We start from the raw sequence: 18,652 nt of genomic DNA on the forward strand, positions 1-18,652 counted from the left end.
TCCTCGGGGGAAATGGCTTACTCCGCGGGCTTCTCGGCCGGCTCGTCGCCGCCGTCGGCCGGACCGCCGGTGTCACCCGGCAGCTGCTCGGTCGGCTCCGAGACGGCCACCCGGGCCGCGCGCAGGATCCGCTCGCCGAGGCGGTACCCCGGCTGCATCACCATCGTCGCGGTCGGGCCGTCGACCTCGTCGGAGTAGTTGTGCAGCAGCGCCTCGTGGATCCGCGGGTCGAAGGGGTCGCCCACCTCGCCGTACTTCACCAGGCCGAGCTTCTCGGTGACCCGCTCGACCGACTCGGCGACGGCCTTGAAGGCGCCTTCGAGCTCGCCGGCTTCGCGGGCCCGGCCGATGTCGTCCAGGGTCTGCAGCAGCTCGGTCAGCACCGAGCCGATCACCAGCTCCCGGTTGGCCTCGCGGTCCCGGTCCACCCGGCGCTTGTAGTTGACGTACTCGGCCTGCAGTCGCTGCAGGTCCGCCGTCCGTTCGGCGAGCGCCTCGGTCAACAGTGCCTCCTGGGCGGACGGCCCGATCAGGTCCGACGCGTCGCGCGGCGGCTGGGCGCCCGGCGTACCGGGCAGGCCGGGCGCGGCGCCACCCGCGGGGGCCGCCGAGTCGGGCTCGGCGGCCTCCCGCAGGTTGCCGGTCTCCGGGTCGATCCGGCGCTTGTCCCGGACGACGGGCTCTCCGTCGCCGAACTCGCTACCAGGGTCGGTGGGACGATCGGTCACTTGGTGTCCTCGGACTTGTTGGTGTCCTGCGGGCGGTCCTCGTCGACGATCTCGGCGTCCACGACACCGTCGTCGTCGGAGCTGGTGGCCGAGCCGTCGGCCGACGCGCCGTCCTCGGTGGAGCCACCGGCCGCCTGGGCGTTCGCGTACATCGCGGCACCCATCTTCTGGCTGGACTGGGCGAGCTTCTCCGACGCGGCCTTGACCGCGTCGGCGTCGTCACCCTCGAGCGCCTTCTTCAGCTCCGCGACGCCGTCCTTGACCTCGGTCTTGACGTCGTCGGGGACCTTGTCCTCGTTCTCCTGGAGGAACTTCTCGGTCTGGTAGACCAGACCCTCCGCCTGGTTGCGGGACTCGACGGCCTCGCGGCGCAAGCGGTCCTCCTCGGCGTACTGCTCGGCGTCGCGGACCATCTTGTCGATGTCGTCCTTCGGCAGCGCGGAGCCACCGGTGACGGTCATCCGCTGCTCCTTGCCGGTGGCCAGGTCCTTGGCGTTGACGTGCACGATGCCGTTCGCGTCGATGTCGAAGGTGACCTCGATCTGCGGCACGTTGCGCGGCGCCGGCGGCAGGCCGGTGAGCTCGAAGTTGCCGAGCGACTTGTTGTCCCGGGCCATCTCGCGCTCGCCCTGGTAGACCTGGATCATCACCGACGGCTGGTTGTCCTCGGCGGTGGTGAAGATCTCCGAGCCCTTGGTCGGGATCGTGGTGTTGCGCTCGATGATCTTGGTGAACACGCCACCCTTGGTCTCGATGCCCAGGCTCAGTGGGGTCACGTCGAGCAGCAGGACGTCCTTGACCTCACCCTTCAGCACACCGGCCTGCAGGGAGGCGCCGACGGCGACGACCTCGTCCGGGTTCACACCCTTGTTCGGGTCCTTGCCACCGGTCAGCTCCTTGACCAGCTCGGCCACCGCGGGCATCCGGGTCGAGCCGCCGACCAGGATGACGTGGTCGATCTTCGACACGTCGACGCCGGCGTCCTTGATGACGGCCTTGAACGGCGCGCGGGCGCGCTCGAGCAGGTCGTTGGTGAGCTTCTGGAACTCGGCCCGGGAGAGCTTCTCCTCCAGGTGCAGCGGGCCGGAGTCGGTCAGGCTCAGGTACGGCAGGTGGATCGAGGTCTCGGCGGCGCTGGACAGCTCGATCTTGGCCTTCTCGGCGGCTTCCTGCAGCCGCTGCATGGCCATCTTGTCGCCGGACAGGTCGGTGCCGTTCTTGTTCTTGAACTGGGTCACCAGCCACTGCACGATGCGCTGGTCCCAGTCGTCACCACCGAGGTGGTTGTCACCGCTGGTGGCCTTCACCTCGAAGACGCCGTCGCCGATCTCCAGCAGCGAGACGTCGAAGGTGCCGCCACCGAGGTCGAAGACCAGGATGGTCTGCTCGGTGCCCTTGTCCAGGCCGTACGCCAGCGCGGCCGCGGTCGGCTCGTTGACGATCCGGTGCACGTTCAGCCCGGCGATCTCGCCGGCCTCCTTGGTCGCCTGGCGCTGCGCGTCGGAGAAGTAGGCCGGCACGGTGATGACCGCGTCGGTGACCTGCTCCCCGAGGTACGCCTCGGCGTCCCGCTTCAGCTTCTGCAGCACGAAGGCGCTGATCTGCTGCGGGGTGAACTTCTTGCCGTCGATCGAGACGTTCCAGTCCTCGCCCATGTGGCGCTTGACCGAACGGATCGTGCGGTCGACGTTCGTGGTGGCCTGGCGCTTGGCCACCTCGCCGACCAGGACCTCGCCGTTCTTGGCGAAGGCCACGACCGAGGGCGTCGTGCGTGCTCCCTCGGCGTTGGGGATGACGGTGGGCTCGCCACCTTCCAGTACGGCGATGACGGAGTTCGTCGTACCGAGATCGATACCGACCGCGCGGGCCATGTGCGTTACCTCCACGAAGTTGAGTGATGCAGACTCAATGTTGCCGATCCGAGATCGGTATTTCAAGTTGCCCCCGGAGTCGGTCCGGCAGACTTGAGTACACCTGGCTCAACATTGCACGACGCCCAGGTCATTCCCAACCCCGGCCCCGAACTTTCCGGGATCGCCCGGGTGCCGCCCTGAACGGACCCCTGCCGCTGAAACCGCGTGCCGTGGGAGGGTGGTCAGGTGAAACTCCGCCCCCTGTCCACCGTTGACGAGGCCGCCGTACTCGCCCTCAACGCCGCCGAGGCCCACCTCGACCCACTCGGCCCGGATCGGCTCGACTGGCTCCGGCTGATCGCCGCGCACGCCGCCGTCGTGGACGTCGACGGCGAGGTCGCCGGCTTCGTGCTCACCTTCGCCCCGGGTTCGGCGTACGACGGACTCGACTTCCAGTGGTTCGCCGCGACCTACGCCGACCGCTTCCTCTACCTGGACCGGATCGTGGTCGCTCCGGCGCACCGCCGCCAGGGCATCGCCGACCTCGTCTACCGGGCCGTCGAGCGCTCGGCCACGCCGTTCGACCGGCTGGTCTGCGGGGTCCGGTCCGACCCGCCGGACGAGCCGGCGCTCGCCTTGCACGCCGCCCGCGGCTTCGTCGAGGTCGGCAAGCTGCGCCACCCGGAGGGCACCACCAACGCGATGCTGTCGAAGGAACTCACCGACTGAGCGAGCCGGCGAAGCCGGCCGCGGCATGGCCGGCCGGTGCCGGCGACGGCATACCCGGACTGTGCGGCTACTGCAGGGCCGAGCGAGGCAGCAGCTCGCCGACGATCTCTCGGGTGAAGATGTCGTAGCTGATGATCAGCAGCTCGTCGCCGGGCAGCTCGACCACCGCCGGGTTCGCCTGGTCCACGGTGTCGCGGCCCGCGTCGATCACCACGTGCAGGGGGTCCTGGTCCCAGGGACCACGGGGGTCCTGGACGATCGTCGCCACGGTCGGGCGGCCGGGGTTGAAGCGCTTGGACACGTCGCCGTACGCGAGCAGCACGGCGCCGTCCGACAGCGTCAACGTGTCGGACGAGGACGCGTGCAAGCCGCACAGCTCCGGCTCGGACCAGGTGAAGCCGTTGTCGTCGGAGCGAACGAGCTCCGCCTCCTCGTCGGTCCGCAGCAGCGCCACCACCTGACCGTCGGACAGCAAGGTCAGCACCGGCTCCAGGTACTCCCGCTCCGGCTTCCGCCCCAAGATCACCTCCCCGTCGGCCGGCCACGTCCGCCCACCGTCGGTCGACCGTACGACGCTCGCCGCGTGGCACGTGTCACCCGGGAACACGCCGTACACCGGAGCCAGCAGATCCCCGTTCGGCAGCTCGAGGATCTGCCCGTGCGCCACGATGTGCCCCGCGCGGAACCCGTGCCACACCTCGTCGGTGTCGTGGTCGACCATCGCCGACCCGACCACGACGGGGTCAGCCCACGTAGTACCGCCGTCGGCGGACCGCGCCACCAGCACCGCGGGACACACGTACGGCCGCACCGACCAGTCGATCTGGAACCAGCTCAGCAGGATGTCCCCACTGCTCAACTGGACCAGCATCGGATCCCGGTCGTCGTAGAGGGTGTCGACCACCACCCGCGGCTCCGACCAGCTCCGCCCACCGTCCGCGCTCTCCGCCGCCACGATCCGCCCGACACTGCGAACGTGCGCCAGCCCTTCGCGCCACACCACCAGCACCCGCCCGTCAGCAAGCCGAACAGCACTCGGAAAGTACGGCAACTGACCAGCGATACTCCGGGCAACCACGACGCGGCTCATACGGCCCACGTTTTCATATCCGGACGTCCACCACTCAGCAACCGGCTCCGCCGAGGGCCCGCTAGGCGTAACTCCGGGGTTCCGAACCGCTGGGCAGCGGGTTGCTGAGTGGTGGAGACACGGTCTGTGGATAGCCGGAACCAGCGCGGGCGCAGATCCGGCATGCTGCGGCGGTGGCTGAGATCGAGCAGGTGCTGGCCCACCGAGGTGGCAGTGCGACCTACGCCGACCTCCGGACCCTTGTTTCTGCGCGAGCAATTCGCGCCGCGCTCCGCGCGAGGTCCGTCCGTCGGGTGGCCAAGGGGGTTTATGCCCTTCCGGATGCTCCGGAAGCACTCACCGCGGCGCGAAGTCAAGGTGGAGTCGTCTCCCATCTGAGTGCTGCCCAGCACTGGCAGATGGGGGTGGTTACGAGCCCTCAGCTGCCACACGTGACGCTCCCACCTGGACGCGTCCGGCGGAAGGCCGGGCTGCCGTGCGTTCTGCACTGGGCCGATGTGCCGGCCATCGCCGACGTCACCACCCCGATCCGTACGGTGCTCGACTGCGTCCGCACGCTGCCGTTGTCCGAGGGGCTGGCTGTCGCCGACTCGGCCCTGCACCGCGGCATCGTCGACCAGGACGACTTGCTGGCCGCGGCAGAACGCCTCACCGGCCCGCACCGTCGGCGAATTCAGCAAGTGGTGCAACTGGCCGACCACCGAGCGGAGTCGGTGCTCGAGTCGGCGTTGCGGGCGATTCTCGTCGAGGCGGCGATCGAAGGTTTTGAACCACAACTGCCGGTGCGGGATGCGGGGTTCTCGGCCCGGCTCGATCTCGGCCATCGTGTGCTGCGGATCGGCCTGGAAGCCGACGGCTTCGAGCACCACGGCACCCGGCGGGCGTTGGTTCGGGACTGCCGTCGATCGGTGCAGCTGAGCCTGCGGGGGTGGCGCGTTCTGCGGTTCAGCTGGGAGGACGTGATGTACGACGCGCACTGGGTGGCCGAGGCGGTTCGGGCCATGACCGAATCCCCAGCACTCAGCAACAGGCCGGACCAGGCCGCTTGAGCGTTGAGCTACGCCTGTGCAGCCTTCCGAAGTCGGCTTGGTGAGTGGTGGACGTGCGCTTTCACACCGGGCGGCCGGCGATGAAGGTTCGGGTGACGAGCGGCACGCCGGGGCGGTAGGCGAGGTGGAGGTAGGAGGGGGCGTCGAGCACGGCGAGGTCGGCGCGGGCGCCGACGGTGAGGCGGCCGATGTCGGTGCGGCGCAGTGCGGCGGCGCCGCCCGCAGTGGCGGACCAGACGGCTTCGGCCGGGCTCATCCGCATCTCGCGGACGGCCAGGGCGATGCAGAACGGCATCGAGGACGAGTAGCCGGAGCCGGGGTTGCAGTCGGTCGCCAGGGCGACGGTGACGCCGGCGTCCAGCAGCCGGCGGGCATCGGGGTACGGCGAGCGGGTGGAGAACTCGATCGCCGGCAGCAGTCCGGCGACCACTCCGGACGACGCCAGCGCGTCCACGTCGGCAGCGGTGAGGAACGTGCAGTGGTCCGCGGCCGCGGCGCCGACCTCACACGCCACCTGGACGCCGGGGCCTTCGCCCAGCTGGTTCGCGTGCACGCGCGCCGCCAGGCCCGCGGCCTGCCCGGCCCGAAGAATCGCGCGGGCCTGGTCGGCGTCGAAGGCGCCGCGTTCGACGAACACGTCGACCCACTTGGCGTGCTTGGCCGCGGCCGTCAGCATCGGCCCGGTCACCAGGTCGACGTACCCGGCCGGGTCGTCGGCGAACTCGGCCGGTACGACGTGCGCCCCCAGGTACGTCGTCTCGTCGGTGAACTCCGCCGCGACAGCCAGCGAGCGGGCCTCGTCGGCGACCGTCAGCCCGTAGCCGGACTTGATCTCGACGGTTGTCGTGCCCTGCCGGCGCATCTCGGCGACCAGCCGGGCCACGGTGGCCGCGAGCTGCTCGTCGGCGGCCCCACGGGTCGCGGCGACCGTGGTCCGGATCCCGCCCGCGCTGTACGGCGTACCGGTCATCCGGGCGGCGAACTCCTCGGCGCGGTCGCCGGCGAACACCAGGTGCGCGTGCGAGTCCACGAAGCCCGGCAGCACCGCCCGGTCGCCCAGCTCCAGCGAGCTGTCCGCGGCCGGCGCCGACCGGCGGGACCCGACCCAGGCGATCTTGCTGCCCTCGACCACCAGCGCGGCGTCGTGCAGCTCGCCGAGCAGCGGTCCGTGCTCCGGGTCGTTCGTCACCAGTGAGCTGATCCCGGTCAGCAGCAGCGAGCTCATGTCACCTCCGCGATGGCTGCGGCCAGCTCGGCCGCCACATCCAGTTTCAGGTGGTGGCTGTCGGCCACGCGATGCACGCCGTCGACCACCACGTCGGTCACGTCGGCGCCGGTCGCGGCGAACACCACCGTCTCGACCGACGCGCCCGTGCCCGCGGTCCGCACGCTGTCCAGCCGCACGGCGACCAGGTCCGCGCGGGCCCCGACCGCGATCGTGCCCGCGTCGGTGAAGCCGAGGGAGCGATGACCGTCGACGGTCGCCGCGGTGAGCAGCTCGGGCGCCGACCAGTGGCCGCGCTCCTGGGAGCTGAGCCGCTCGTCCAGCTCGACTGCGCGCATCTCCTCGAACAGGTCGATCACCGCGTGGCTGTCGGACCCCAGCGTCAGCGGCGACCCCGCCTCGCGCAGCGCGACCGACGGGCCGATGCCGTCCGCGAGGTCGCGCTCGGTGGTCGGGCAGAAGCACGCGTACGTCGCGGAGCCGCCGAGCAGGCCGATGTCCGGGCCGGTCAGGTGGGTCGCGTGGACCGCGCTGGTCCGCCCGCTCAGGAAGCCCGCCTCGTCGAGCACCTGCGTCGGCGTCCGCCCGTACGCCGCCAGGCAGGCCTGGTTCTCCGCGACCTGCTCCGACAGGTGCACGTGCAAAGGTGCCTCGGGCAACAACGAGGCGACTGCCGTCAACTGGTCCGCCGGCACACCGCGGACCGAGTGCGCGGCCGCGCCGATCACCACGCCGTCGGCACCGCGCAGCTGCCCGACCCGGGATCCCCAGGCGCTCGCGTCGCCGTCGCTGAACCGCTGCTGCACCTCGTTCAACGGCTGGTCGATGCCGCCGGCGACGTAGCAGGTGTCGAGCAGCGCGATCCGCAGACCGACGTCCCGGGCGGCCGCGATCAGCGCCTCGCCCATCGCGTTCGGCTGGTCGTACCGGCGGCCGCCCGGGGCGTGGTGCAGGTAGTGGAACTCGCCCACGGCGGTGATCCCGGCCAGCAGCATCTCGCCGTACACGGCGCGGGCGAGGCGGTAGTAGCTGTCGGGGGTGAGGATCGAGGCGACGGCGTACATCTGCTCGCGCCAGGTCCAGAACGTGCCGCGCTCAGTCTGCGTGCGGCCGCGGAGAGCGCGGTGGAACGCGTGGCTGTGACAGTTCGCCAGGCCCGGTACGACGAGTCCGCCGAGGCGGACGGCGTCTCCAGGCGCTGTCCCGGCCTCGACGGCGGTGATCCGGCCGTTCTCGACCGTGACGAGCACGCGCTCCGCGATCCCGCCGGGCAGCAGCGCTCGGGCGCACCAGTACGCCGTCACCGGGCCAGGTCTTTCAGCACCGCCGCCAGCGCCTCGACCCCGGCCAGACAGTCGTCCATCTCGGCGTGCTCGGCCGGTGAGTGCGAGACCCCGGTCGGGTTGCGTACGAACAGCATGGCGGTCGGGATGCCCGCGTCTGAGAACACTCCGGCGTCGTGCCCGGCTCCGGTCGGCAGCACCGGAGCCCCGCCCACGACGCTGTCCAGTACGCCGGCCAGCCGGTCGCGCAGGCCGGCCGGGAAGTCGACGATCGGCGAGACCGACTCGGCGACCACCTCGACGCTGGTGCCGTCCCGCTCGGCGCGCTCGGTCGCCTGCCGGGTGATTGCTGCCAGCAACTGGTTGAGCACGTCGTCGGAGGCGGCCCGGGCGTCCAGCCACGCGGTCACCACCGACGGTACGGCGTTCGTCCCGTTCGGCTCGACCGCCAGCCGGCCGAAGGTGGCCCGGGCACCGGCCAGCCGGGCCTGCTTGTTGGCCGCCAGGGCGGTCATCGCGTAGGTGAGCATCGGGTCGTGCCGGTCCTCCATCAAGGTGGTGCCGGCGTGGTTGGCCTCCCCGGTGAAGGTGAACCGGAACCGCCCGTGCGGCCAGATCGAGCTGGCGACACCGACCGGCGCGGTCAGCGCACGGCCTTGCTCGACGTGCAGTTCGACGAAGGTGCCCATCCGCTCCAGCAGCGGCGACGGACCCACCCCGGCCGGATCGGTGCCGGCCTGCTCGAGCGCGTGCGCCAGCGTGACGCCGGCGCGGTCCTGCAACGCCAGCGCCTTCGCGGCCGGCAGCACTCCGGTCGCGATCCGGGACCCCAGGCACGGCATGCCGAACCGGGATCCCTCCTCCTCCACGAACGCCCCGACCCCGATCGGCACCGACGGCTCGAACCCCTCGGCCCGCAGCCGGTCAACAGCCGCCAGCGCCGAGACAACTCCCAAAGGCCCGTCGAAGGCACCCCCGTCGAGCACGGAGTCCAGGTGGCTGCCCGTCACCACACCTTGGACGTCGGAGGACGGGTTCCACCAGGCGATGAGGTTGCCGATGCCGTCGGACTCCAGGGTCAGGTCGCGGGCGGCGCACTGGTCGGTGAACCAGTCGGTGGCCGCGCGTTCGGTCGGCGTCCAGCCGCCGCGGCGGTACCCCCCGGTGGAGGGGTCCCGGCCGACGGCGGCCAGCGCCGCCCACATCTGCTCGAAGGACTCGGACAAGATCAGGTCAGCGGGTTCTGCGACAGCCAGTCCTTGGCCACCGCCGCCGCGCTCTCGCTGCCGCCCTCGGCCCGCTTGACCAGGTCGGTCAGCGCGGAGGTGGTGAGCTTGGCCTGCACCGCGTTCAGCGTGTCGGCGACCTCGGGGCTCTTGTGGTCGGTCCGGATCAGCGGAACGATGTTGTTCGGCAGGTGGATGTGCTCCGGGTCCTCCAGCACGACCAGGTTGTTGTCCTTGATCGCCGACTGGGTGGTGAAGAACTGGGTCACCTGGATGGTGTTGTCCTTCAGCGCCTTCAGGCTCAGCGGACCCCCGGCGTCCAGTGTCTTGAACTCCTTGAACTCGACGCCGTACTTGTCCTTCATGCCGGCCAGACCCGCGGTCCGCGTCTTGAACTCGGGACCACCGCCCGCGACCATGTCCTTGCTGACCGCCTTCAGGTCGCCGATCGACTTCAGCGAGTACTTCTTCGCCGTCTCCTGGGTCACCACGATCGCGTCCTCGTCGGCCGCCTCGGACTTGTTCAGCACCTCGAGGCCGTCCGGCAGCGCGTCCGGCAGCGCCTTGTAGACCGCTTCGGCCTCGTTCTCGGTGGCGTCCTTCTTGAAGTAGACCAGGGTGGCCCCGGTGTACTCCGGCAGCAGGTCGACCGACTTGTCCTGGATCGCGGCCATGTAGAGCTCACGGGCGCCGATGTTCAGCTTGCGGTTGACCTTGATGCCCTTGGCCTCCAGCGCCTGGGCGTAGATCTCGGCCAGCACCTGGCTCTCGGCGAAGTTGGCGGAGCCGACGGTGAGCGAGTCGACCTTGTCGGGCGCCGAGCCGCCGCCGGCACCGTCGCCGCTGCTCAGCGGGTCCTCCCCGCCTCCACAGGCGGCGAGCGCGAGCACGGCGGTCGCGGCGATGGCGCTGCGGATGAAGGTTCTTCTGAACACGGGATCCTCCAGGGTCCGTCTACTACACCCCGGCCGGTGCCGGAGCAGTGGAAGTCTTGGTGTCGGTGTTACGCCGCACCCGTCCGGTCAGTCCGGCCGAGACGGCGTACCGCGCGATCGCGGCGAAGACCAGGTCGAGCAGGATCGCCAGCACGGCGACCAGCACCGCGCCGGTCAGCATCTGCGGGAAGTCCCGCAGGCTGAGTCCGTCGATCACGTACCGGCCGAGCCCGCCGAGCGCGACGTACGCCGCGACCGTCGCGGTCGACACGATCTGCAGGGTGGCGCTGCGCAGGCCGGAGATGATCAGCGGCAGCGCGATCGGGATCTCCACCTTGGTCAGGATCTCCCGGCCGGTCATGCCCATCCCGCGGGCCGCGTCGATGGTGGACCGGTCCACGCCGGAGACCCCGGCGTACGTCGAGGCCATGATCGGCGGGATGCCGAGCACCACCAGCGCGATGATGACCGGCACCCGGCCGATGCCGATCAGCAGCACGATCAGCGTGAGCAGGCCGAGCGTCGGCAGCGCGCGGGCGGCGTTGCCGGTGTTGATGGCCAGGAACGCGCCGCGCCGGGTGTGCCCGATCAGCAGGCCGATCGGCAGCGCGATCAGCGCGGCGATCGCCAGCGAGAGGAACGTGTAGCCCAGGTGCTGGAGGATCCGGTTGCCGATGCCCTCGGCGCCGGCCCAGTTGGCGGAGTCGGAGATGAAGTCGAGGAATCCCTGCAGCACGTCAGGCCTCCTTCGGCGTGTTGACCCGGGCCCACGGGGTCAGGATCCGCTGCAGCCCGACCAGCGCGACGTCCGCGAGCAGGGCCAGCGCGAGCGAGAGCACGACGCCGACCAGGATCGGGGTGAGGAAGTCCTGCTGGAAGCCGAGCGTGAACAGCTCGCCGAGACCGCCGATGCCGATGATGGCGCCGACGCTGACCATCGAGATGTTCGCGACCGTGACGACGCGCAGCCCGGCGAAGATCACCGGGACGGCGATGGGCAGGTCGATCGTGATCACCCTTCGCAGGGTTCCATAGCCCACCGACACCGCGGCCTGCAGCACGTCCTCGGGAACCGAGCGCAACCCGTCGATCACGTTGCGGATCAGCAGCGAGACCGCGTAGATGGTGAGCGCGATGACGATGTTGGCCGCCGACAGCACCTTGGTGCCGATCAGCGCCGGCAGCACGATGAACAGCGCGATCGACGGCAGCGAGTACAGCACGCCACCGAGCGCGACCAACGGGTTGGCCAGCCAGCTGAACCGCGTGGCCACGTACCCGAGCGGAACGGAGATCAGCAGCCCGAGCACCATCGGCAGCAACGCCAGGAACAGATGCTCTCGCAACTGCTCCCAGATCAGAACGCTGTTGTCACCGATCCAGGTCATGGGGCCTCCCGGCCTGGACTGAGGAGCGGAGGGAGCGAAGCGACCGGAGCGACGAGGGAAGGGCGGGAGTTCCAGCCCCATGACCACGCCGGCGCCGGAGGCCCGGCCGAAAGCACAGTCATGGCCGAAGCACCCCGGAGAGACCGGTGTAGTCGATCACGCCTACCGGCTTGCCTGCCTCGTCGACGCAGACGCCCTGTCCGACCGGGGAGGTCAGTACGGCGTCCATCGCGGCGCGCAGGGAGTCGCCGCGCTGGAAGACCGCGCCCAGCGGCAGGGTCTCGCCGTCCTTGTGCCAGCCAGCGGGCCGGCCGTCGTCGCCGACCGCGAGCTCGGCCGGCACCGGGCCGAGCGGCAGCTCCTCGGCGGTGACGAAGGTGAGCGCCCGGTAGCCGCGGTCCTGGCCGATGAAGCTCTCCACGAAGTCGTCGGCCGGCTGGGCCAGCAGCTCGGCCGGCGGCGCGAACTGGGCCAGCTTGCCGCCGACGCGCAGGACGGCGACGTTGTCACCGAGCTTGATCGCCTCGTCGATGTCGTGGGTGACGAACACGATGGTCTTGCCGATGTCGCGCTGCAGCCGCAGCAGCTCCTCCTGGAGCTGGTGCCGCACGATCGGGTCGACGGCGCTGAACGGCTCGTCCATCAGCATGATCTTCGGGTCGGCGGCCAGCGCCCGGGCGACGCCGACTCGTTGCTGCTGGCCACCCGACAGCTGGGCCGGGTAGCGCTCGGCCAGCTTCGGGTCGAGACCGACCCGCTCCAGCAGCTCCATCGCGGTCGACCGGGTCTTGCGCTTGTCCCAGCCGAGCAGCTTGGGCACCGTGGCGACGTTGTCCACCACGGTCTTGTGCGGGAACAGCCCGGCGTGCTGGATCACGTAACCGATGCCGCGCCGCAGGCTGACCGGATCGCCGGCGTTGATGTCCTCGCCGTCGATCGAGATCGTGCCGCTGGTGCGCTCGATGGTGCGGTTGATCATCCGCAACGAGGTCGTCTTGCCGCAGCCCGAGGGCCCGACGAACACGGTGATCTGGTTGCTCGGGATCCGCAGTGACAGGCTGTCGACGGCGACCGTGCCGTCGGGGTACCGCTTGGTGACGTCTTCGAACTCGATCATGGCGCCCCTTCGCGCTCGTCGGCGATCGCCCGATCGATCCTAGGGGAACGACGGCCGGACGCCACGTGATCAGCACCTTTCTCACACCTCGGGAAAGTGCACCTTAGCGGTAGGCATTCTCGCCGTCGCGCTCCGTCGTCACCCTCCCGCCCCCGCTGTCCCCGGCCCGCGGCCGTCAGGACTCCTGCATCGGAACCCTGACCCCGCGCTCGGCGGCCACCTCGGCCGCCCGGTCGTACCCGGCGTCCACGTGCCGGATCACGCCCATCGCCGGGTCGTTGCTCAGTACCCGCTCGAGCTTCTGCCGGGCCAGGTCGGTGCCATCGGCAACCGACACCTGACCGGCGTGGATCGACCGGCCCATGCCGACGCCGCCGCCGTGGTGGATCGACACCCAGGAGGCGCCGCTGGCGGTGTTCACCAGCGCGTTCAGCAGCGGCCAGTCCGCGATCGCGTCCGAGCCGTCCAGCATCGCCTCGGTCTCCCGGTACGGCGAGGCGACGCTGCCGGTGTCGAGGTGGTCGCGCCCGATCACGATCGGCGCCTCCAGCTCCCCGGCGGCGACCATGTCGTTGAACCGCAGACCGGCCTTGTCCCGCTCGCCCTGGCCGAGCCAGCAGATCCGGGCCGGCAGTCCCTGGAACGCGACCCGTTCGCCGGCCATCTTGATCCACCGGGTGAGGTGCTCGTTGTCCGGGAAGAGGTCGAGGATCGCCTGGTCGGTCTTCGCGATGTCGGCCGGGTTGCCGGACAGCGCGGCCCACCGGAACGGGCCCTTGCCCTCGCAGAACAGCGGCCGGATGTACGCCGGGACGAAGCCCGGGAAGTCGAACGCACGGCCGAACCCGGCCTTGCGGGCCTCGTCCCGGATCGAGTTGCCGTAGTCGAACACCTCGGCCCCGGCATCGGCGAAGCCGACCATCGCCGCGACGTGCTGGGCCATCGAGGCCTGCGCCCGCTCGGTGAACCCGGCCGGGTCCTTGTGCCGCGCGGCGCCCCAGTCCTCGAAGTCCACCCCGACCGGCAGGTACATCAGCGGGTCGTGCGCCGAGGTCTGGTCGGTGACGACGTCGATCGGCGCGCCGCGCTCCAGCAGGTCCGGCACGATCAGCGCGGCGTTGCCGAGCACCCCGATCGACAGCGGCCGGCGGGCCGCCTTGGCCTGCTCGGCCAGCCGCAGCGCGTCGTCCACCGAGTCGGCGCGGACGTCGAGGTAGCGGTGCTCGATCCGGCGCTGGATCCGGGACTCGTCGACGTCGACGCAGATCGCCACGCCGTCGTTCATCGTCACCGCGAGCGGCTGCGCGCCGCCCATGCCGCCGAGTCCGGCGGTGAGCGTGATGGTGCCGGCCAGCGTGCCGCCGAACTTCTTCGCCGCGACCGCCGCGAACGTCTCGTAGGTGCCCTGCAGGATGCCCTGGGTGCCGATGTAGATCCACGAGCCGGCCGTCATCTGCCCGTACATGGTCAGCCCGAGCGCCTCCAGCCGGCGGAACTCCTCCCAGTTGGCCCAGTCGCCGACCAGGTTGGAGTTCGCGATCAGCACCCGCGGTGCCCACTCGTGCGTACGCATCACGCCGACCGGGCGGCCCGACTGGACCAGCATGGTCTCGTCGTCCTTCAGCGTGGTGAGCGTGCGCACCATCGCGTCGAAGGAGTTCCAGTCCCGGGCGGCCTTGCCCGAGCCGCCGTAGACGACCAGTTCGTCGGGGTGCTCGGCGACCTCCGGGTCGAGGTTGTTCTGCAGCATCCGCAGCGCGGCCTCCTGCTGCCAGCCCTGGGCGGTGAGGGTGGTACCGCGGGATGCGCGCACGGGACGGGGTCCGGACATGGGTGATCCAGCCTTTCGGTCGGTGGTGTCAGGACAGTGGGCCGGTGACGGCCTCGACAGCGGACAAATAGGTGCGATCAGCAACTAGCTGGACGGAGTACTCGATCTCGGGCGCCAGGTGCCGGTCGGTGCCCGGCCCTTCGACGTGCGCCCGCAGCTCACGCCGTACGGCGGCGGTGGCGGGCGCCGGCTGCAGCGGTGCCCGCAGGTCCAGGGCGCGGGCTGCGGTGAGGATCTCGACGGCGAGGACGCGCTGCAGGCCGTCCACCGCCTTGCGCAGCTTGCGGGCCGCGGACCAGCCCATCGAGACGTGGTCCTCCTGCATCGCGCTGCTCGGGATCGAGTCGACACTGGCCGGCACCGCCAGCCGCTTCAGCTCGGACACGATCGCCGCCTGGGTGTACTGCGCGATCATGTGGCCGCTGTCGACGCCCGGGTCGTCGGCGAGGAACGCGTTCAGGCCGTGGTTGCGGGCGACGTCGAGGAAGCGGTCGGTCCGGCGTTCGCTGATGCTCGCCACGTCGGCGATCGCGATGGCGAGGAAGTCGAGCACGTAGCCGACCGGGGCGCCGTGGAAGTTGCCGTTCGACTCGACCCGCCCGTCGGGCAGCACCACCGGATTGTCGATCGCAGCGGCGAGCTCGCGGCCGGCGACGGTGGCCGCGTGGGCGACGGTGTCGCGGGCGGCGCCGTGGACCTGCGGCGAGCAGCGCAGCGAGTACGCGTCCTGGACCCGGTTGCACTCCGGACCGCGATGGCTGGCCACGATCGCGCTGTCCGCCAGCACGGCGCGCAGGTTGGCGGCGGCCGCGGCCTGGCCCGGGTGCGGGCGCAGGGCCTGCAGGTCCGCGGCGAACACGCGGTCGGTGCCGAGCTGACCCTCGACGCTCATCGCGGCGGCGATGTCGGCGGTCTTCAGCAGCCGGTCCAGGTCGGCGAGCGCGAGGACCAGCATGCCGAGCATGCCGTCGGTCCCGTTGATCAGGGCGAGGCCTTCCTTCTCGGCGAGCACGACCGGCGCCAGCCCGTGGGCCGCGAGCGCCTCGGCGGCGTCACGCAGGGTCCCGTCGGCCTCGCGGACCTTGCCCTCGCCCATCACTGCCAGAGCGACGTGCGCCAGCGGCGCCAGGTCGCCGGAACACCCGAGGCTGCCGTACTCGTGCACGACCGGGGTGAGCCCGGCGTTCAGCAGCCCGGCGTACGCCTGGGCGGTGTCCACCTTCACCCCGGTGCGGCCGGTCGCGAGCGTGGACAGGCGCAGCAGCGTCAGCGCGCGAACGACCTCGGGCTCGACCTCGGGACCGGAGCCGGCCGCGTGCGACCGGACCAGGCTGCGCTGCAGCTGGGCGCGCAGTTCCGGGGCGATGTGCCGGGTGGCGAGCGCACCGAACCCGGTCGAGACCCCGTAGTGCGGGATCTCGGCGTGCGCCAGGCCCTCGATCACGGTCCGCGCCTTGGCGATCTGCTCGAGCGCGTGGTCGTCGATCCGTACCTTCGCGCCGTACCGCGCCACCGCGACCATGTCGCCGGCAGCCAGCGGCCCGGTGCCCACCACTACTTCAGCTGTTTCCACCCGTTCATTGCACCGCGTGCAGGGCCGGACCAACAGCACCGCCACCCGACTGCACGTCTCGGATCCGAGACAGTTCCGGCGACCCTCGTGCGGTTTAGGGTGCGGGCATGGTCGAAGTACGCCCGGCGGCCCCGGGAGACGGGGCGGGCATCGCCGCGGTGTACGCGGCGTCGCTGCCCTGGCTGGTGAAGACGGCTCGAGGGGTCGAGGCAGAACTGTCGCCGGGCACGGGACGGCTCGTGCTGGTGGCTGCCGAGGCGGACACGATCGTCGGATTCGGCAACGTTTTCCGTCCCGACCCGGCCGAGGACGCGCCCCGCGTGCGGATCGCCGCGCACGTCGCGCCGCAGCATCGCGGCCGGGGAATCGGCCGGACCCTGGCCGCCGAGGTCGAGCGGATCGGCACCGAGTTCGGCGCGGCGTCGCTGCTGACCGTCGTGGACGACGCCGCCGCTGCCCGTCGGTTCGCCGAACGGCGTGGCTTCGTCATCGACCGGCCGATGAGCCAGTCCCGGGCGCGGCTCGCGGACAGCCCCGACCCGGTCGACCCGCCCGCCGGGCTGCGCCTGACGACGTACGACGAACTCGACCCGCGGCAGGTGTGGGACGCGACGGCGGCTGTCGTCGCGGGAGATCCGAGCGGCCTGTCGCACGCCCCGCCGTACGAGGACTGGCTGGAGACGGACTGGAACTACCCCGACCTGCGCCGGGACCTCAGCGTCGCGGTGCTCGACGGCGACCGGGTGGCGTCGTTCGTCACGACCACGGCCGACCCGGACCGCCGGGTGATCTGGTCGAACCTGACCGGCACCGTTGCGGCGTACCGGGGGCGCGGGCTGGCGAAGGTGGTCAAGTCGCACGCGCTGCGCCGGGCCCACGCGGCCGGGCTGGAGACGGCCTTCACCGGGAACGACGCGGACAACCGGCCGATGCTCGCGGTGAACCGCTGGCTCGGCTACCGGCCGGCGGGCTCGGCCTGGACGGCCGGGAAGGTGCTGCGATGACCAGGCTGGTGCTGTCGCTGACGATGTTCGCGGCGCTGTCCGCGGCGGTCGGGTTCCTGCTGTCCGGCGACGACCGCACCTTCGACTGGCGGCTGGGCGGCGGCCTGTTCGCGTTCGCCCTGCTCGGCGAGCTGGCCCGTGGCCGGATCCGGCGCAGCCGCGCCCGGAGCGGTCAATCGTCCGGAATCTGAGACGGGACCGCTACTCTCGAAGTTGTGAGCGGCAACGTTCCCGCCTCGACCCGCACGCTGCGGGTACTGACGTTCCTGGCCACCCAGCCCGGACCGGTACCGATGGAGCGCATTGCCTCCGCGGTCGGCCTGCCACGCTCGTCGACCTACCACTTGCTGCGAGCAATGATCGACGAGGGCTTCGTCGTGCACCTGCCGGAGGAGAAGCGGTACGGCCTCGGCGTGGCCGCGTTCGAGATCGGCTCGGCCTACCTGCGGCACGACCCGCTGGAGCGGCTGGCTCGGCCGTTGCTCGCGCAGCTCGTCGCCGAGGTCGGGCAGACGGCGCATCTCGGCGTACTGCACGGACGTGAGCTGGTCTACCTGCTGAAGGAACAGCCGCCACGGCCGGTGACCCTGGTGACGGATGTCGGGGTGCGGCTGCCGGCCACGCTGACGGCGTCCGGCCGCGCACTGCTCGCTGCGCTTCCGCCGGCCCAGGTGCGGGCGTTGTTCCCGTCGCCGGAGACCTTCGTACGGCGTACCGACCAGGGTCCGCAGACGCTGAGCCAGCTGCGCCGGCTGCTGGCGGACGAACGGCAGCAGGGTTTCGCGATCGAGGAGTCGCACGTCACCGCCGGTGTCACCTCGGTCGCCAGCGCCGCGCTCGACCACGCCGGCCACCCCGTCGCCGCGATCAGCGTCTCCTTCCGCAGCGACGCGATCGCCCCCGGCGAACGCTTCCTCCTGGCCCGCCGGGTCCGCCAGGCCGCCGACGCCCTCACCCGCCGGCTCCGCGGCTGACGCTCAGGAGGTACGGGCGCTCTTCGAGCGTCGGGAGAACACAGCGGCCCGGCCGGGACCACCTGATCCCGGCCGGGCCGTCGTCGTGCGATCACCAAGACGATTTGGTGATCCCCGGCAGTTCCCCACGGTGGGCCATCGTGCGGAACCGAACTCTGGAGATGCCGGCCTTGCGCAGGTACCCGCGCGGCCGGCCGTCGGCGGCGTCGCGGTTGCGGACCCGGATCGGGCTCGCGTCCCGCGGCAGCTTCTGCAGCTGGAGCTGCGCGTCGCCGCGCGCCTCGAACGAGCCGGCCGGATCGGCGATGATCCGCTTCAGCTCCGCCCGCCGCCCGGCGTACCGGGCGACGGTGCGCTTGCGCTGCTCGTTCTTGGCGATCTTGCTGGTCTTCGCCACCGGCCTACCGCTCTTCGCGGAAGTCGACGTGCTGGCGCAGTACCGGGTCGTACTTGCGCATCAGCAGCCGGTCGGGGTCGTTGCGGCGGTTCTTCCGCGTCACGTAGGTGAACCCGGTCCCACCGGTGCTCCGCAGCTTGACGATCGGGCGGATGTCGTTGCGCTTGGCCATCGGACCAACCTTTCTGGACGTCTGTGCTGGGCACGAGCGCCCTGGTGAACTCGGTACCGTGAACGCCGGCGGCCCGGC

At 71.1% G+C, this 18,652-nt stretch carries 19 protein-coding genes; 5 read left to right on the forward strand and 14 right to left on the reverse strand.

From position 1 onward, the window contains the following. Nucleotides 1–17: 17 nt before the first annotated feature. Both grpE and dnaK read right to left on the reverse strand, forming a co-directional pair. Nucleotides 18–728 carry a nucleotide exchange factor GrpE gene (gene grpE, locus KFLA_RS33620; protein ID WP_012924308.1) on the reverse strand — a complete coding sequence of 237 codons (711 nt, stop codon included), beginning with the start codon at nt 726–728 and terminating at the stop codon, nt 18–20. Next, entirely contained in the window at nt 725–2,599 is a 1,875-nt protein-coding gene (gene dnaK / locus KFLA_RS33625) for a molecular chaperone DnaK (protein ID WP_012924309.1), read from the reverse strand. The genes grpE and dnaK overlap by 4 nt, the downstream gene beginning before the upstream one ends. A gap of 228 nt (nt 2,600–2,827) precedes the next feature. On the opposite strand from dnaK, the gene KFLA_RS33630 reads away from it, so the two are divergent. Further along, the gene (locus KFLA_RS33630) at nt 2,828–3,310 is read left to right on the forward strand and encodes a GNAT family N-acetyltransferase (protein ID WP_012924310.1); all 483 of its coding nucleotides are present in this window, start codon (nt 2,828–2,830) and stop codon (nt 3,308–3,310) included. A 67-nt stretch (nt 3,311–3,377) separates the two neighbouring features. Here the strand turns inward: KFLA_RS33630 and KFLA_RS33635 are convergent, their stop codons facing one another. Beyond that, nucleotides 3,378–4,400, reverse strand: coding sequence for an exo-alpha-sialidase (locus KFLA_RS33635; protein ID WP_012924311.1), 1,023 nt, complete (start codon nt 4,398–4,400; stop codon nt 3,378–3,380). A gap of 431 nt (nt 4,401–4,831) precedes the next feature. On the opposite strand from KFLA_RS33635, the gene KFLA_RS33640 reads away from it, so the two are divergent. Beyond that, complete coding sequence (locus KFLA_RS33640; RefSeq protein WP_237706658.1) at nt 4,832–5,449, forward strand: DUF559 domain-containing protein; 618 nt, start codon at nt 4,832–4,834, stop codon at nt 5,447–5,449. 61 nt (nt 5,450–5,510) lie between these two features. On the opposite strand, the gene hutI is transcribed toward KFLA_RS33640, so the two are convergent. From hutI to hutH, 9 genes are all read right to left on the reverse strand, one after another. Further along, nucleotides 5,511–6,674 carry an imidazolonepropionase gene (hutI, locus tag KFLA_RS33645; protein WP_012924313.1) on the reverse strand — a complete coding sequence of 388 codons (1,164 nt, stop codon included), beginning with the start codon at nt 6,672–6,674 and terminating at the stop codon, nt 5,511–5,513. Continuing rightward, nucleotides 6,671–7,978, reverse strand: coding sequence for a formimidoylglutamate deiminase (locus KFLA_RS33650; RefSeq protein WP_012924314.1), 1,308 nt, complete (start codon nt 7,976–7,978; stop codon nt 6,671–6,673). The genes hutI and KFLA_RS33650 overlap by 4 nt, the downstream gene beginning before the upstream one ends. Further along, complete coding sequence (locus KFLA_RS33655; RefSeq protein ID WP_049797478.1) at nt 7,975–9,183, reverse strand: allantoate amidohydrolase; 1,209 nt, start codon at nt 9,181–9,183, stop codon at nt 7,975–7,977. The genes KFLA_RS33650 and KFLA_RS33655 overlap by 4 nt, the downstream gene beginning before the upstream one ends. Before the next feature lie 2 nt (nt 9,184–9,185). Then, complete coding sequence (locus KFLA_RS33660) at nt 9,186–10,118, reverse strand: ABC transporter substrate-binding protein (RefSeq protein WP_012924316.1); 933 nt, start codon at nt 10,116–10,118, stop codon at nt 9,186–9,188. Between the two features lie 22 nt (nt 10,119–10,140). Next, a complete protein-coding gene (locus KFLA_RS33665) occupies nt 10,141–10,854 on the reverse strand; it encodes an ABC transporter permease (protein WP_012924317.1) in 714 nt (237 codons plus the stop codon). Between the two features lies 1 nt (nt 10,855). Then, nucleotides 10,856–11,506 (reverse strand): ABC transporter permease, encoded by a 651-nt coding sequence (locus tag KFLA_RS33670; protein ID WP_012924318.1) that lies wholly within the window; start codon nt 11,504–11,506, stop codon nt 10,856–10,858. Nucleotides 11,507–11,624: 118 nt separating this feature from the next. Beyond that, nucleotides 11,625–12,623 (reverse strand): ABC transporter ATP-binding protein, encoded by a 999-nt coding sequence (locus KFLA_RS33675; RefSeq protein ID WP_012924319.1) that lies wholly within the window; start codon nt 12,621–12,623, stop codon nt 11,625–11,627. Nucleotides 12,624–12,798: 175 nt separating this feature from the next. Next, nucleotides 12,799–14,454, reverse strand: coding sequence for a urocanate hydratase (gene hutU / locus KFLA_RS33680; RefSeq protein ID WP_012924320.1), 1,656 nt, complete (start codon nt 14,452–14,454; stop codon nt 12,799–12,801). Nucleotides 14,455–14,482: 28 nt separating this feature from the next. Continuing rightward, a complete protein-coding gene (gene hutH / locus KFLA_RS33685; RefSeq protein WP_012924321.1) occupies nt 14,483–16,027 on the reverse strand; it encodes a histidine ammonia-lyase in 1,545 nt (514 codons plus the stop codon). Nucleotides 16,028–16,134: 107 nt separating this feature from the next. Here hutH and KFLA_RS33690 point away from each other — a divergent pair, with 107 nt between their 5' ends. From KFLA_RS33690 to KFLA_RS33700, 3 genes are read left to right on the forward strand one after another with little or no spacing between them, the layout of a single operon-like run. Further along, nucleotides 16,135–17,031: a GNAT family N-acetyltransferase gene (locus tag KFLA_RS33690; protein ID WP_012924322.1), complete on the forward strand. Its 897-nt coding sequence runs from the start codon at nt 16,135–16,137 to the stop codon at nt 17,029–17,031. Further along, nucleotides 17,028–17,222, forward strand: coding sequence for a hypothetical protein (locus tag KFLA_RS33695; protein WP_012924323.1), 195 nt, complete (start codon nt 17,028–17,030; stop codon nt 17,220–17,222). Before KFLA_RS33690 ends, KFLA_RS33695 begins: the two co-directional genes overlap by 4 nt. 24 nt (nt 17,223–17,246) lie before the next feature. After that, entirely contained in the window at nt 17,247–18,005 is a 759-nt protein-coding gene (locus KFLA_RS33700; protein ID WP_012924324.1) for an IclR family transcriptional regulator, read from the forward strand. 91 nt (nt 18,006–18,096) lie between these two features. On the opposite strand, the gene rpsN is transcribed toward KFLA_RS33700, so the two are convergent. Beyond that, the gene (gene rpsN, locus KFLA_RS33705) at nt 18,097–18,402 is read right to left on the reverse strand and encodes a 30S ribosomal protein S14 (protein ID WP_012924325.1); all 306 of its coding nucleotides are present in this window, start codon (nt 18,400–18,402) and stop codon (nt 18,097–18,099) included. Nucleotides 18,403–18,406: 4 nt separating this feature from the next. After that, nucleotides 18,407–18,574, reverse strand: a complete 168-nt coding sequence (rpmG, locus tag KFLA_RS33710; protein WP_012924326.1) for a 50S ribosomal protein L33 — start codon at nt 18,572–18,574, stop codon at nt 18,407–18,409. Nucleotides 18,575–18,652 lie beyond the last annotated feature (78 nt).

It is taken from the genome of Kribbella flavida DSM 17836 (genome assembly GCF_000024345.1).
Lineage (GTDB): Bacteria > Actinomycetota > Actinomycetes > Propionibacteriales > Kribbellaceae > Kribbella > Kribbella flavida.